Genomic DNA, 16,081 nt, shown 5'->3' with positions numbered 1-16,081 from the left:
GTTCCACCCAAATTCGATTCTCTCTAGCCTCCCTTGAAACCTCAAGCGGAGTGAAGATAGAATCCTTCGTAAGCATGGAGTAACGACCATGAACCGGCAGTTCTTACTATCCCATTGCAGGGAGTTCAAAACGGCAGCTACAAAGGGGTAAATCGAAAGCAGGATGCCGGAGGAAATTTCAGCCTAAGTTTCCTCTCTCTGAACGGTCCAGAACAATCAACTCATATCTTCGTCAATGCTGTTAACGTGAATTATGGAGTAATTATAAATCTGTCCTCTCTGACAGTCAAGTCAGAAAAGGGTCCAAAATGATAGAAACTCAGGCAGAAGACACACATAAGGACTGTTCTGGCAGCCAATACATGGATGCCGAAACAGTCCTTTTGTGGTTATTCCTCTCGCCGTTTTTTTTCAGGTAAGCGGCCTGCACGTTTCAAAGACTCACGCAACAAGTATTCGATATGTCCGTTTACGCTGCGAAATTCCTCTCCCGCCCATCGTTCCAGCGCCTCATGCAGATCCGGATCGATCCGCAGTGGAAAGCTTTTCTTGGCCGCCATGATGCACCGCCTTAGTACAACGAGCCGGCGTTAATGACCGGACTCGCTCCGCGCTCCGACACGATCGCAACCATCAGATTATTGATCATCGCCGCTTTGCGTTCCTCATCAAGCTCAACTACGCCGCTTTCTTTAAGCTGTTTAATCGCCATATCGACCATGCCTACGGCGCCTTCAACAATGATTTGACGAGCGGACAGAATTGCAGATGCTTGCTGACGTTGCAACATTGTACTGGCAATTTCTGTGGAATAAGCCAAGTGTGTAAGCCGCGCTTCAATGACCTCCACACCAGATATCGACAAACGTTCTTGCAGCTCGGTTGCCAATTCTTTAGCAATCTCATCTGCATTAGCCCGCAGGGACATGCCCGATTCATTGAAGTTATCATACGGGTATTTACTGGCTACATGACGCAGCGCTGTTTCACTTTGGATTTCCACAAACGCCATATATTTATCTACATCAAAAAGCGCTTTTGCAGAGTTAATTACCTTAAATACGATAACTGCAGCAATTTCAATCGGATTCCCTTCCACATCATTAACCTTCAGCTTGACACTGTTAAAGTTACGCACGCGGAGGGAAACCGTCTTGCGCAAACTGAACGGAATGACTGCAAACAAGCCACTTGTCACGATAGTCCCTACATATTGCCCGAAAAAGGTAACTACGACCGACTTATTGGGCTGCACAACCGTAACACTTGTACATAATACCCCAGCTACAACGAACAGAATGACTGGCACTGCGACATACTCTTGAACTGCACCATAAATTCCCCCAGCTAAACAAACTGCAATTAAGGCGAGAACCCAAAATCCACTGACAGGACGAAGCGTTTTCTCTTTCATAAAAGCACCCCCAATAGATATTCTTTTGATATGATTATGATATCACTTTTGGATAATAATGTGAATAGGTAAAAAGAAATTAAAAATGCTTTTCTGTTCATATTTCATATACTGCAGCTCTATCGGACCCCACAGTCGCTATTGCGCTAAAAACCAGCCTATATGAGGCTCTTTTCAAGGATACCGTCGCTGGGGTCGAACACCTGCTCAAAAGACGCTGAATTTACGAATTAGGTCCGCTGGGTCCATACGCCTAACGGATGATATAACAAGCGAAGATTCAGATGTGTTCTGCAATGAGGCTTGCTAATGATCGTAATCCTAACCTTACAAAAAAACGCTTGATGCTCATTAGTCCACTGAAGGATTAACAAGCATCAAGCGTTGATTAATTAATATATATTAGTTCTGCATTACAAAATCATTATCAATCTTCGCATTAGGATCATCGAACACCCGCAGAATATCATAACGTGTATTCCGCTGCGCTGGAACTTTGCCTGCTTCGCGAATCAGCTGAGTAATCGACTCGATGTTTACCTTGTAAGTCGCACCCGCCGAAGATACTACGTTCTCTTCAATCATTGTGCTGCCGAAATCGTTGCAGCCATATTGCAAGGAGAGCTTGCCGACCTCTGGTCCCATAGTGACCCATGAAGATTGGAAGTTCTTAATATTATCCAGCACAAGGCGACTGATCGCCACCGTCTTCAGATACTCCTCAGGCGTTTGTCTGTCCAGCTTCAGGTTGGTATTGTCCGGCTGGAATGTCCATGAGATAAAGGCCAAGAAACCTTCAGAATCATATTTGTTGGCAATACACTCATCCTGAGCCTCACGCACACGTAGTAAGTGCAAAGCACGTTCCTCCATACTTTCCCCAAGCCCAATCACCATTGTCGCTGTGGTATTCATACCCACTTTATGTGCCGTCTGCATTACATCCATCCACTCGCGCCACGAGCCTTTTAGTCGGCTGATTTTGCGGCGTGTACGGTCATCAAGAATTTCTGCGCCTCCGCCTGGCAATGAATCCAGACCCGCAGCATGAATTTCACGAACCACTTGTTCCAGTGGTAATCCTGATACTTCTTTCATCTTCATAATCTCCGCAGGAGAGAAGGAGTGCATTGTAATCTCAGGGAACCGTTGCTTAATTCCGCGCAGTATATCTGTATAGTAGCTAAATGGAAGGTTAGGATTAGTTCCACCTTGCATAAGAATTTCTGTACCATTAACAGCAATTGTTTCAGCAATTTTTTGATAAATCGCCTCATCTGGCAGCACATAGCCTTCATCCGAGCCTGGTCTGCGGTAAAAAGCGCAAAAACGGCAGTACACATCACATACATTCGTATAGTTAATATTACGGCCAATTACAAATGTGGCTAACGGGTCCGGGTGCCAGCGTTCCATAATAGTGTTTGCAGCAGCACCCATTTTCTCAATTTCGTTGCTCTCGAATAGTCGGATGGTATCTTCCAATTGGAGACGGTCGCCCCGCAGGGCTTTATCCAAAATAAGATCTATCGCACTCATCGTTCGCATCCTCCTTTTAAACCCTTAGGGATATGGTAGATTCACAAAATCACAAGAAAAAATAACGTTGTCGTCCTTTAGAGATAACAACCGTTTCTCGTAGTAACATAAGGATAAAGTAAGTATGTAACTTATACCTTATATTTTAATAAATGAACAGTTCATTTCCTCATCGTATCACAATCTGAACAGCTTGAAAAACTTTTTACTTTCTCAGCAAGATACCATCCAGCAGAAAGAGTCCTTACATTGCTGCCTGCACCCGTTGAATCAAAATTCCCTGAGGCTGTCGGACACAGATGACGTTATTTGCAAGTTTTTAGCCTTTAGAGCATAGTTATGGACTCCAGTGATGCTATTCCATGAAAAGAGCCTCATGAAAGCTGTTTTTTAGCGCAATAGCTGCTGTGGAGTCCGTTAACATTCCAAATGTGGAATAATGCTGCGTTTAAGGTCAGCTGTGTCCAATAGCGAAAAGTCCAAAAAGAAGAGCTATCCCAGCAGCCAATTCCCGGCTTATGAGACAGCTCTATTTCATCCTCAGTCTAACACCAGTTCTAAATCAACGGTGAGATAGATCCTCGATATTTCCCAGCAATTCGGTGCCGATCTGGGTTGCCGTTACTTTTACTTCGTTTCGATTTCCGCCCGCGCAGCCTCCAAAGCATGACCCAGATCAGCAATTAGATCCTCCGCATGTTCAATGCCCACCGAGAAGCGCAGCAACCGATCATCTACACCCACCGCATTCCGAATTTCCACAGGAATGTCCGCATGCGTCTGTACTGCAGGATAGGTCATTAACGATTCAACCCCGCCGAGGCTCTCAGCGAAGGCTATAAGCCGGATATGACGAAGCAGAGGTTCTACGTATCTGGCATCTTTTAATTTGAAAGAAAAAATTCCGGTATTGCCCGAGGACTGGCGATTCTGAATTTCATATCCCGGATGATCCGGCAGGCCTGGATGGAACACTTCCGCAATCGCCGGGTGCTCTTGTAGATAGCGGGCAATTGCTAGTGCATTACTCTCGTGCCGTTCCATACGCAGAGCCAGTGTCTTCATGCCTCTCATCAGCTGATAACTGTCTGTTGGCCCAAGCACAGCGCCAATAGAGTTATGTAGAATCGCTATTTCAGCGGATAATTCAGCCCCTTTAGATACAATAAGACCAGCAAGTATATCATTGTGTCCGCCCAAATATTTGGTAGCACTATGGACTACAATATCCGCACCTAATTCCAGAGGACGCTGGAAAAATGGAGTCAGCAGTGTATTGTCTACAATTGTGAGCAGCCCATGATGACGAGCCCAAGTAGCAACGGCTGCAATATCCGTAACCATCATCAAAGGATTCGTTGGCGTTTCAATAAATATCGCCTTTGTATTTGGAAGACGGGAAGCCTCAAGCGCATCCAAATCATTCGTATCTACATAGGAAGCAGTGATTCCAAACTTGGACATAATTCGTTCCAACAAACGATAGGTCCCGCCGTAAAGATCCAGCGAAACGATCAAGTGATCGCCTTGCCCAAACAGGGTAAATATGGTTTGAATAGCCGCCATCCCAGAGCTACAGGCAAAACCTGCATCACCAGACTCCAATTCCGCAGCCGCATTCTCCAGTACGGAACGGGTCGGACTTTTGGTACGGCTATAATCGAAACCTGTGCTCTGCCCAAGCTTCGGGTGACGGAATGCCGTAGCATTATAGATAGGAAAATTAATGGCTCCGGTAGCCGGATCTTCTTGTGAACCTATTTGTGCCAGTCTGCTTTCAATCCTAAGTTTGTCGTCCATGATAAATGCCTCCTAAATTATAATGTAGCGCTGATCTTAATAAACAATCGGGTCGATATCGTAAGGTGTCTCTTGATATACATAGTAATTGAGCCAATTAGAGAATAATAAGTTGGCATGTGCACGCCACACTGCAGGAGGTGTCCGTTCTGGATCATCTTTAGGGAAATAGTGTTTCGGCAAGGCCATCTCCATGCCCCTCTCCAAATCACGATCATATTCCCATTTCAGGGATAGAGGATCGTACTCGGAATGTCCGGTCACAAATATTTGTTTGCCGTCGGTCGTAGCTACTAGATACATACCAGCTTCTTCGGATTCTGCCAGAATCTGCAGATCTGGATTGCTCTCAATATCTTCGCGGGAGACATCGGTATGACGGGAATGCGGTACATGGAATACCTCGTCAAAACCGCGCAGCAATTTAATGTTATTTTGATTAATCGTATGGGAGAATACACCAAAACATTTTTCAGGCAATGCCACTTTACGAACACCAAAATGATGATACAACCCTGCCTGTGCCGCCCAACAGATATGCATGGTCGAGGTCACATTATCCTTGCTCCATTCAAAAATCTCTTTTAGCTCTTCCCAATAGGATACTTCCTCAAACTCCATTTGCTCTACGGGTGCTCCTGTAACAATAAGGCCATCCAAACGGCGGTGGCTGATCTCGTCAAAAGTTTTGTAAAAGCTTCTCAAATGCTCAGCAGAAGTATTCTTAGAAGTATGTGAGCGTGGATGCAGCAAGGTAACATCAACTTGCAGCGGTGAATTTCCTATTAAACGCAGCAATTGAGTCTCCGTCGTTTCTTTAGTCGGCATGAGATTCAGAATAGCAATCCTTAGTGGACGGATATCCTGATGGAAAGCCAAACTTTCATCCATCACAAAAATATTTTCTCCGGATAGTACTTCTTTTGCTGGTAAACTGTCGGGAATTTTAATTGGCATTGTCTTTCCACTCCTTAACTGTATTTAGGTTATGTTGTCACATCGCGGCTTTCTGAACAATAAAAAGACCTTTCTCGGAAAACGAGAAAGGTCATATCTACAGTCATATGCGCCTCTCTCATCTGCCAGAAACTTTTGGACGGGGTTTAGTCGTCAGCAAAGTTCCGCAAGAATTAGCACCGTGCGTTCACACGCCGGTTGCCGGGTTTCATAGGGCTAGTCCCTCCACCTGCTCTTGATAAGATTTAGCTGTATTCAATTAAATTTCTTTAAAATTTACTTTAAATCATGAACCTCCTTTTCGTCAAGTCCATACAATGCTGAAGTAGCCTTAAAGTAACAATAAATTTGCTTGAAAGAGGCATACTCCGTTGTTATACTAGACAAGTATTTCATACCTGAACGAAAAGAAGAGGTGAGAAGAAGAATGGAAGGCGACCCGAGCTCGCAATTAAGTGTACAAAATGAGCAACCACACAGGATAATCATCAGCTTGCCGGCGGCGGGAGCAGTTCTTCTTCATGCCCTCGAATCGTCATTCGGCCTCTTGTATTGATTGTAACGCCGGCCAAGCTGATTTTTTTCTCTGTGCTTAATTAGCAGTCCCTGGTGAAGACCCGGGGATAGAAGGAGTGGAATCAGATGAAAATCCGGCTGGTGAATGCAGGGGTTTTTACACCTATTGATGAAATTGATGAAACATTGACACCCCCAACAGAAGGGTTCTATTGGATTGATGCAGATGTGGAGGATTTGGAGCTGCTTCAGCCCCTGTTCAACCTGCATGATCTCGCTGTTGAGGATTGCCTTAGTGAAGAGGATCAACGTCCAAAGATCGAAATATACGAAAGTCATTACTTTATTGTTGTAAACAGCATCCGCTTTGATGATGAGGAAATTTTCCTGCGGGCACTCAATATATTCTTGGGCAGACATTATATTATTACTGTAACGAAACAAAAGATCCACGAGCTGCGCATCCTGAAGCCCATGTTATGGGAGCAAGAGGTTAGCGAACCAGACCAATTCCTTTACCTGCTTATCGACCTTGTCGTAGATAATTATTTCTCCGTAGGTGACCGAATTGAAGCCCGGATTGAGAAGCTTGAAGAGGATATTCTAATGCATACCAAGAAATCTCATCTGAGTGAGATTATCGGTCTGCGAAGTGAGATCTTATGGTTAAAGAAGATGCTGGGACCACAGAAAGAGGTTATCAATACCCTGAACAAAAAAGACCTCCGTCTGATTGATGATCAGCTGCAGAAGTATTTTAGCGACATTTATGAAAATGCAGTTAAAATATCCGAAACCTTTGAGACGTACCGCGATCTCATGGGCAACTTACGTGAGGCCTACCAATCCAGTATCGCCAACCGCGCCAATGAAATTATGAGAGTATTTACCGCGATTACAACGATATTCATGCCTTTGACCGTAATTACCGGAATCTATGGGATGAACTTTGATCATATGCCTGAGTTGCATACGAAATACGGCTATTTTGCCGTGATAGGTCTAATGTTGACGTTAGGCTGTGGGATGCTGTATGTATTCCGCAAGAAAGAATGGCTATGAAAATAAACGGACGAATAGGCAAGACGAAGGCCCTTTAACCCTATGGTGTAAGGAAGCCTTCGTCTTTTTGATATGAGGAAAAGCTACTAGAAACTGGTCGCCACGCCCACTTTAGGAGCTTGCTCCCGCCGGAAACGAATGCGGATCAGCCGCAGACGTTCATAATAGCTATCCAGCCCTTCTGCTGCTGAAAAATCCTCCCCATACACCTTATGCAGCACTGGCTTTAGAAAAAGATCTCCTGCCTCTACATAGGCATTCCATATCGCTTCCTGTTCATTCTGCGGCATATTTTTCAGTTCTACCTCGATCAGTTTCTCCACGCAATAACCTTCTCTTTCCAGCTCCTCTACCGCTTCAATCAGTTCGCGACGGTTCACTCCACTGTTCACCTTAAGCTGTTCTAACCCTAACCCATTCTCGATCCCTTGCAGCAGAATTCGCCGTAATCGCAGTCTTTCTAGCTGTTTCTTATATTTGACCTCTTTCTGTTTATAGAGCCAGGATACAAAAGAGTCCTCCTCAATTTCTTGGTGAACCCAGTTCAAAGGGAAGGAATGTTCCCTTGCAGCCGTAGAGGTTATAGCCAACCAATCCGTGCCATATTGGGCTACCTTTCCTTCCCCTACACCAGGGATCTGCAGCAGCTCCTCTGGTGTATGCGGCAAGAAAGTGCTTATCAAACGTAACAAACGATTGCTGGCAAGAATGTAAGGGGCTTTCCGTTCACTAGAAGCTCGGCTGCGGCGCCAAGCACATAACTCCTCATAAATAGCTTCGTTCCCATTATATTCACTGTAATATTGCAGCCTTAGCTGCTCCTGATTGCGCCCAGTAAGGCCGTCTTCTTCATGAAATACGCCATCAATCAACGGCCGATAGCCATCCCCCATCTTCACCGCCAGCTCATGCCTGTAAACACAGAGCATTTCATTCCAAGAACCACCCGCATACCACAAATGCTCCTGCGTCTCCTCACCGTCTGAAAAATCACGCCAGCCCAGGCTCCACACTCCTTCTTCCTCTCCAATCCATAGCTGAGCGAACACCTCTTGATCCACCCCAGATATTCTGGATAAGCGATTCATAAATACAATTTGCATATTCATCCCTGCCTTTCTAGTCTTCAGCAAGCACTATACCTACCGGGTCTGAACTACTCTTCGCTGGTGTGAATCCCACACTGTCAGACTCGGAAAACGCAAAAAAGCACCACTCTCACGATAAACGTGAAAGAGGTGCTCCCTCATTAAATGCTATACTGTTAGATCCTACAATACCATATATTTCCTAACAGTCAATATCTTTTTATACTAGTTTCTTGCCAAAGCTAAGGTTGCCAGTCCAATCGCACCTGCAAGTCCTGCATTATCTCCAAGCTGCGGTGGCACAACGTAATTATCAATATCGGTATTGAGCGCTGGATGCTGAACATAACCTTTAAGCAGCTCCTGCAGCTTGGTACGGATTAGCGGGAACAAGTGGCTTTGCTTCATGACCCCACCGCCCATTACGATTTTTTCGGGAGACAGAATCAGCACGTAATTCATAAGTGCATGTGCAAGATAATGAGCTTCCATATCCCAAGCTGGATGGTCAACAGGTAGCTCGCCTGCTGGTTGTCCCCAGCGTTTGCCAATCCCCGGACCTGCGGCTAACCCTTCAAGGCAATCGCTATGATAAGGGCAGTAGCCCTCAAACGTGTCCTCTGGATGTCTGCGAACTAGAATATGTCCCATCTCAGGATGAGACAATCCATGCACCATCTGACCTCCAACAACTGCTCCCGCTCCAATACCTGTCCCAACCGTAATATAAAGGCAGCTGTCCAGACCTTTAGCCGCTCCCCATTTACTTTCCGCAAGCGCTGCACCATTCACATCCGTATCAAAACCGATCGGCACGTTAAATTGCTCAGCCATTGTGCCTACCAGATTATATTGTCCCCAGTGAGGTTTTGGTGTCGTTGTTATGTAACCATAAGTAGGGCTGTCCAGCACGGGATCAATCGGTCCAAACGATCCAATACCAAAAGCTTCTACATTCTTCCCATTAAAATAGTCGATTACGAGTCCCATCGTTTCTTCCGGTGTTGTTGTCGGAAAGCTAACTCGGTCCAGAATGGTACCGTCCTCATAACCAATCCCGCATACAAACTTCGTTCCGCCTGCTTCAATCGCTCCCAATAACTTCATAGCAACTATCTCCCTTCTCCAATAAGCAATAATCCGCCATCCAGTGTGAAAATAAAAAACAATATAAAAAAACAATCAACAGCCCTTATTATACGTTGGATGAAGCGCTATCACAATAATAAAACTCCCTTCATGCTATTTTGCATGAAGGGAGACTATTGTTGTTTAATTATTTAAGTCATCAAACATAGAGCCTTTTACCGTAACCTCAATTTGATCCAGCGGCTTAATGCCGACAAGCTTGCCCAGTGATTTGTATGCGTTGGTACTCTTGGAGAGCTCCACATCTGCCAACCAAGCCTTAACATAGTACTTCCCATCTGGCATTTCAGCTGTAGTATAGACAGGAATATGGTCCTTATTAATCGTAATCGTCACCGTAGACTTTTCCGTGATCTTGTACATATTCTGATTCAAGCCCACATATTCACGGTATTTGAAATTGTCGAAGCTTCCCAGTGTACTAGACTGTGAGTAACCCTCTAATATATTCTTCCAGAATTCATGGGTGCCATTATCACTTTCTCTTTCTTGTGAATATGGGATCTCTTCCACATCTTTAGTAAAGCTGTTCTCCACCGTCAACAATTTCGCATCATTCACTCCGGTGTTATCCTCTACGGATAAAGCTGCTGGCTTTCTTGCAAAGTTATTCCCGTTTTTGCTCAGTGGTTCATTCCGCAGATTGACCGCAACTTTATCATTATTGATATACATAAGATCAGTTTCATATCGGAAAGAATTCGTAAGTTCCTCAACAAGATCCTTATGGTCCTTCGTGTCTTTATCCGTATCTTTAAACGTAACTGTCTCCAGTGTAAAGGTATACGTTCCAACAGGATTAAAATAATATCCGGATTTAATCGGATAATCATACCCTTGAAGTTGCTTATCCGTCGCAAACACGGCGGTATCATAATTAGATTTGTCGTTAAGCATTTTTTTAGCGGTAGCTCTGGCTTTCTTATAAGCTTGAGCCATGCTATTCTCTACCTTCCAACCGATGTCTCCGCTTGCCTGTTGTGTGAAGATTCGTTCGAATTGCCCCTTTACTTTCGTCCAATCCTGTAAGTTCTTATTCTCATCTTCATGAGCCATCCAGCGGATTACATTATAATTGTAAGGCTCACTTGTCCAGAGGAGCTTTCGAATCAAAGAATCCGCTTTATTCTTGTCTATTGAATTCTTGTACAGCTTAGGTGCTATTTGTTTGGCCCCGTTATAAATATAGGTCCGAATGGTTTTGACATCCTCACCTGGTGTAAACGGAGCTGAAGTGCTGCCGCTCTCCGTATACGTTTGACAAGATTCAACATCTTTACCTTGCCCGTTCTTAGTTGTGCTGCACACCTGATAATTACGAGTGAAATTTCTGCTCACAGTACCCTGGAAACTGATATTACCTGACTTTTGATTAGGTGTATACGGAGCCGGATTAATGTACCACTTACCGTTAACAGGATCATCACCAAAATCAGGACGCTGTAGACTAGCTATGATGTCAGGTTGCCTAACTATAGTACTGGCGGCATCGTTAACCAGCGGATTATTCTCCACACGGAAATAACGATAGATAGTATCCGAATTATTGATTACTTCCAAAGCGCCTGTAGCATTCCCACTCCAAGTAAAATCAGAATATTGCGGTTGTAGAACAGCCTTTATAGCAGCACCATCGGCTAACCCGAATTTCACTTTTTTCGATAACACATTATAATCCAGATCGAAGGAGCCTTTAGTTGTTGGCATCGAGTTGATCTTCTTAATCCATCCGTAAATCTCATTATTTCCGTAAAAGACTTCATTAGGTGACTTCAGCCTGTTCAGATTAAACTGGATGTATACGTCCTCATCAGGCATTGTAAATGTCGCGAAAAGAATATTGTCAGCCGTATTAGCCGCAAGCATAATTTCACCTGCTAACGTTGACGCATGACCATGGTATCTTACAGGGATTTCCTTTCCGTTACTCGTGATCTTCCAAGCGTAATCTGTTGTTTTCTGCGTGGCGAAGCTGGATCTGAGCCTGATTCCAACGGTTACCTCTTGTCCAGCTACCGCGCCGGTTGGCAAAGTTTCGAAATGAGGGGATAAATCATTTACCTGCAAAATAAACGGTGCGATAGGAATGCCTAAGTAAGTAATATTTCCGTTGGAACCTTGGATGTAAATCCTCCCTGATCCCCAAGACAGATAGGTAGGCGGTTGCAAGACGTGAACATAATCTATCCATCGCCCTCCCTTAGACGGTGTAGTATTCTGAGTGTATACAACCCTGTCTTTATACTCCTTGTCTTGATTGTTATAGATGAACCGTTCATATTTCTTACCGGCATAGTTCAGGTTTAGTCCAGTAAGAATCGCCTGCTCAAAAGTCCCGCCGGAATTTGCTAGATACTCAATATCCCGACCTACAAATGCATCAAAATCATTTTTTCTAATTTTGTAGCTTGATTTTACGCCAGAGTCCTTCCAAGGTTCCTTAATCATATTAAAATTCTGAATTTGAATCCCGCTCCATCCAGCATACCATGGAGCTCCCTCAGTTGAGACCGAGTCCCCATCAATCGAATACCCGGAAAAAGCAAACATATTGCTATGCTCCAGCCATTCATGATTTCCACCATAAACAATCTCAAAATTACTATTGTTAGATTTTATCTGGTTTTGCAACAAATCCTCTCTTAACTTTCCTTTATTAGTCTCCATTGTGTAATAATTAGATTTTTTATAGAGCTCCGCCATATCTTTATTGATCTTCTCGATAAAAGCTGTCGCTGTTTTTGGAAGATTGTTAGATGTATCATTCACTGACTCTTCAGAGAAAACTGAAGAAGCTATAGATTGGAATAAGAATATTGTCACTATACTAAGCCATATCGATTTTTTCATACCTTCACCTCTCCTACTTCGGCCATACTGCGATTCCTATATCCCCCATACCAGGAGAGTCTACATCAATTTTATAATCTTTGCTTTGGAAGACTTTATAATCTAGCTCATCCATTCTTTTTGTTTTTGTTCTAACATACTTCATAATCGAATCTACGACATCGCCCTCAATGTTTTGTCTAAGAATATTCTCCGCTTCCTTCGCTTCCAGTGCAGGGTCAGAGCCTATATTAGTAAATGTAATTGTAATTTGAAAAAGATACTGACCTGCTTTCCGATCATCATTGTTGTATACTGTCAGCTGTGAATCGGTAATATAAGTCGACTCTAGATTGGCCCCCAATTGAGTATACGGGATTTCAAACCCATGAATCGTTACCGTCTTCGCTCCATTCGTTGATTCTCCCGTAGCAGGCTTATCAGAGGTAGCTATTTCACCTGAAGGAGTAGTGATGTAGACCGTCTTCACAGCATCATCCCATTTCACGTTTACACCGAGTCCTTCATATACAAATCGAAGTGGGACAAAGGTTCTTGACTGTTTGAACAATGCTGCCGTGTCCATTTGTTTTGTTTTTCCATTGAGCTCATAACTCTTTTTCCCGATATAGACACCCATTGTTTTGCCTTCAAGCGAGATTGTTGCCTTTTTGGCCTTACTGTCCCATAACACCTTAGCTCCAAGCGCTTCACTTATAAAACGCACGGGTAGCTGTACTCTTTGCTGCGCATCGATAAAAGGCTGGGCGTCTGGAAAAATAACTTTTTCTCCATTTACTACTACCCTCAATGGAAGACTTGCTGCAAAACCTGAAAATGCAGAAGTCATCAGGGATACCATTAGTAATAAAAGTAGAGAACTGATTAATTTTTTCATATAATTACTCCTCTCAATTTATCTTTCTATTTCCTGATATAATTAGTTAAGATGTATTGTGGTAGTACTTGCACGGGCAGCTGCAACAATTTTGGATTCAATCTCTCGATATTTTGTAACTGTGTATCTTAAACCTGCAGTTTTTCCGTTAATCGCTGTTGTTACACGATTTTTCTGTGTCCGGACTTCATTGCTTAAACGTTGAACTTCTCTTAATTGAGCTTGAACATAAGATTCACTGTAAGTCCTGCCCACGTTAGAACTGACTCCAGAAGCTATAGATAATATCCTCTCGACGGCTTCAGCAATGCTCTCTTCCTTACGCACCAGACTTTTCTGCAGGCTCTCCAGTTTATCCATATTCGCCAAAATCTTGGCTCCTTGAATGACACTAGCAGATGCAACTGCAATCTTCGTTATGGTTTTCGTTACGGTCGATTTGACTTTGCTGATCGCTGAATCTTTAATCGTGCGTACGCCAGCGATAAATTCTTCCTTAGTTTTCTTAATTTTAGATTTTACACTTTGGAATATATCCCCCATTTTCTTCATTGCTTTGTCTTTTACACTAATCCAATATTCCTTCTGAGCTTCAATATACTGAATGGCATTCTCTACAAAACGATTAAAGCCCTCTTTTAATTTCGTCATAAAATCAGAGACTGCGTGCTTTACCTTTTGTGAAAACTCCTCAATTTTATCACCGATCAAATTAGTCACTCGGACAGCTTCTGTCACCATATTCGTTACAAATTCAACACTTTGATTATAAAAGGAGACCACTCTCTCCTTGATATCCTCCACCTTTTGCTCAATCCAGGGAATCACACTGTCAATTACAAAACCAATCACATAAAGCGCAACCAGAGCTTTTATAGTGACAACGAGCGCAGCTAACGCTGCAGTAATCGCCGCAGTAACAACTGCAACGGGCCCAACAGTCACCATTAAAAGCCCAACTACGGCTATTCCCGCAAACGCTAATGGCCGCAGATCTACTTCCCCATCCAATACTTTAAAAATCCCTTCAACCAATGCTTCCTTTAGTGGCCCCGGCACAATTTCTAAACCAACTGTAATATTATGCACAAGGTTAGGAACCAAAGCCCGAGTCTGTGACTCTGAACGTTGAAAGGACTCATTGTTCCCGTCGATCTTTAGTGAGAATAAGGAATGATGTGGCAGCACGGTATTCCTTTCAGATTCAGTATCAATGTAAATACCTGCCGATGGATTTTGAAATAAGGCCGGAACGATGTCATTTTTATTTCTGAACTCTTTAATTTTGTCATTCTCATTCAAATCATCTATAGTGGCCCTGTGTTTATCAAGCAAGGTTCCATTAAATCCCGGTGCATTAAACGTTGATGCGGAAGTTAGCTGATTCCGTAAATTCTCAGGTAATATAAAAGAGGAATATAGGGCTAGATTACCTCCTAGCGAGTGCCCAGTCAGAAACAATTCATAACCCGCATCTATTTTGAAATTATCCATATATTCTTTAGCTTCCGCCTGTTGTAAAGATTCAAGGGCATATGCAGTTGTTCCGTTGTTTTTCCAGTCATTATGGTAAAGCGGGTTATCCATTGGTTCACTACCCCGGAACGCCGCTACCTTTGCCCCGTTCTTGGTATCTACTGTAAATGCAACAAAACCTGATTCCTCTTTTTTATTATGAGAGACGATATTGGAGATTTCCCAATTCTGATAATCAGATATATTCATCTGCTCTATGAGATCATTCCACTGCTTGTATTCTTTGACTCCGTTAAGATCGTCAGGAAAGCGTTCTTTTAATTGTTGCTGACCTGCGGGAGAAGCGTAGAAGTTGAGAACTTCGCCGAGAGTGATTTTTTTATATAATGCATATGTTTTTTCCAAATCCTTAATGTTGAGTATATCTAAATAAACAAGTTGTGAGATCTGCTTTAACTCTACCTCTGTAAGCGTATCGTCCATTACAATCCCCCTCTTTGTTCCATTCTTTTTATTCTGTCCTCTTTCCATATATCAAAGAATTCTCTAATCTTGTCTTGAGATTCTACAATCTTTCCATCAACTCCTAATTTGAATCCAGCCATTGTAACTATATTAATAATTCCTGTTTTTTTGGTTTCGTCACTAAAATATATGTCAACACTTTCCTCTGCCTTTTTGACCTCTTCTAATCGACCATAGGCCTCTGGAGTGAGGTATCCTATCCCTATCAGACTACTCACATATTTATTTTCTGCTAGTATTTTTGCAAAATCCATATATTTTCTCATTTCTGCCTCTTGGTCCATATCTCCATTACCATCAACATAGTTATCACTATTTAAATAGACTGAAATCACCAGCGTATTCGTTGGATATAACTTCAGAAATTGCTCGTAGGAAATCTTTGTATCGTTATGCTTGGGGTAAACCAACCCCGTTTCGTTGGCAACGATAATTTTACTGTCAGGCCAAATGCTAGCAGCGATTGCTTGAATCATTGGTTCGTCTTTTTTTGCTACCACCTGGTTTAAATAGTTGTCATACACCTTTTCCAAATCCTTCGTGATTTCCACCCGTACATTAATCGTGTCATCCTTCTTAGGATGCACAGTCGCCTTCAATGTATTGTTGTTCATCGTTCCCCAACCGCCGCCTATGCCATCAAGGATGAATTCCTCGCCATACTTTTCCTGCAAGGAGCTCAAAATTTTCTTTTCACTTTTCTCCTCTCTAGAGCCACATCCCATAAAGCTGAACATTGATAATATCAACATCAGAGTCAACACCTTCCTTGTATAAATCTTTTTCATGCTGGCTTCACTCCTTTTTGATGGCGATTCCAGTTAGTAA

The 16,081-nt window shown here is 43.1% G+C and carries 12 protein-coding genes and 1 riboswitch; of the genes, 1 reads left to right on the top strand and 11 read right to left on the bottom strand.

Going from position 1 to position 16,081, the window contains the following annotated elements; translation table 11 throughout:
* Nucleotides 1-389: 389 nt before the first annotated feature.
* The 5 genes from MHH86_RS08275 to metA all read right to left on the bottom strand — a co-directional run bounded on the left by MHH86_RS08275 (nt 390) and on the right by metA (nt 5,710).
* Nucleotides 390-560: a toxin-antitoxin system HicB family antitoxin gene (locus tag MHH86_RS08275; RefSeq protein WP_036684471.1), complete on the bottom strand. Its 171-nt coding sequence runs from the start codon at nt 558-560 to the stop codon at nt 390-392.
* A gap of 11 nt (nt 561-571) precedes the next feature.
* Entirely contained in the window at nt 572-1,414 is an 843-nt protein-coding gene (locus MHH86_RS08270; RefSeq protein WP_036684473.1) for an SPFH domain-containing protein, read from the bottom strand.
* Nucleotides 1,415-1,816: 402 nt separating this feature from the next.
* Nucleotides 1,817-2,953 carry a cyclic dehypoxanthinyl futalosine synthase gene (mqnC, locus tag MHH86_RS08265; RefSeq protein WP_036684474.1) on the bottom strand — a complete coding sequence of 379 codons (1,137 nt, stop codon included), beginning with the start codon at nt 2,951-2,953 and terminating at the stop codon, nt 1,817-1,819.
* A 627-nt stretch (nt 2,954-3,580) separates the two neighbouring features.
* On the bottom strand, nt 3,581-4,753 hold the full coding sequence (locus tag MHH86_RS08260; protein WP_076141382.1) for a PLP-dependent transferase: 1,173 nt from the start codon (nt 4,751-4,753) through the stop codon (nt 3,581-3,583).
* A gap of 36 nt (nt 4,754-4,789) precedes the next feature.
* Nucleotides 4,790-5,710 carry a homoserine O-succinyltransferase gene (gene metA, locus MHH86_RS08255; protein ID WP_036684477.1) on the bottom strand — a complete coding sequence of 307 codons (921 nt, stop codon included), beginning with the start codon at nt 5,708-5,710 and terminating at the stop codon, nt 4,790-4,792.
* Nucleotides 5,711-5,825: 115 nt separating this feature from the next.
* A riboswitch (SAM riboswitch) is annotated at nt 5,826-5,955 on the bottom strand.
* 397 nt (nt 5,956-6,352) lie between these two features.
* Between metA and corA the strand changes: the two genes are divergently transcribed.
* Entirely contained in the window at nt 6,353-7,288 is a 936-nt protein-coding gene (corA, locus tag MHH86_RS08250; protein WP_038569550.1) for a magnesium/cobalt transporter CorA, read from the top strand.
* 86 nt (nt 7,289-7,374) lie between these two features.
* On the opposite strand, the gene MHH86_RS08245 is transcribed toward corA, so the two are convergent.
* The 6 genes from MHH86_RS08245 to MHH86_RS08220 form a co-directional block, all read right to left on the bottom strand.
* Nucleotides 7,375-8,391, bottom strand: a complete 1,017-nt coding sequence (locus tag MHH86_RS08245) for an HRDC domain-containing protein (protein WP_036684572.1) — start codon at nt 8,389-8,391, stop codon at nt 7,375-7,377.
* 210 nt (nt 8,392-8,601) lie between these two features.
* Nucleotides 8,602-9,483 (bottom strand): ROK family protein, encoded by an 882-nt coding sequence (locus MHH86_RS08240; RefSeq protein ID WP_076317174.1) that lies wholly within the window; start codon nt 9,481-9,483, stop codon nt 8,602-8,604.
* A gap of 165 nt (nt 9,484-9,648) precedes the next feature.
* On the bottom strand, nt 9,649-12,375 hold the full coding sequence (locus tag MHH86_RS08235) for a hypothetical protein (protein WP_076317173.1): 2,727 nt from the start codon (nt 12,373-12,375) through the stop codon (nt 9,649-9,651).
* Between the two features lie 13 nt (nt 12,376-12,388).
* Nucleotides 12,389-13,252, bottom strand: a complete 864-nt coding sequence (locus MHH86_RS08230) for a copper amine oxidase N-terminal domain-containing protein (protein WP_076101575.1) — start codon at nt 13,250-13,252, stop codon at nt 12,389-12,391.
* Between the two features lie 42 nt (nt 13,253-13,294).
* Nucleotides 13,295-15,211, bottom strand: coding sequence for an Mbeg1-like protein (locus MHH86_RS08225; protein ID WP_076317172.1), 1,917 nt, complete (start codon nt 15,209-15,211; stop codon nt 13,295-13,297).
* Complete coding sequence (locus tag MHH86_RS08220) at nt 15,211-16,041, bottom strand: hypothetical protein (protein WP_076103994.1); 831 nt, start codon at nt 16,039-16,041, stop codon at nt 15,211-15,213. The genes MHH86_RS08225 and MHH86_RS08220 overlap by 1 nt, the downstream gene beginning before the upstream one ends.
* Nucleotides 16,042-16,081: the final 40 nt, after the last annotated feature.

Source organism: Paenibacillus sp. FSL F4-0097, from assembly GCF_038593125.1.
Classification (GTDB): domain Bacteria; phylum Bacillota; class Bacilli; order Paenibacillales; family Paenibacillaceae; genus Paenibacillus_AQ; species Paenibacillus_AQ odorifer.
Note: the sequence above shows the minus strand (reverse complement) of the source record. Positions and strands in the feature narration are given on the sequence as shown.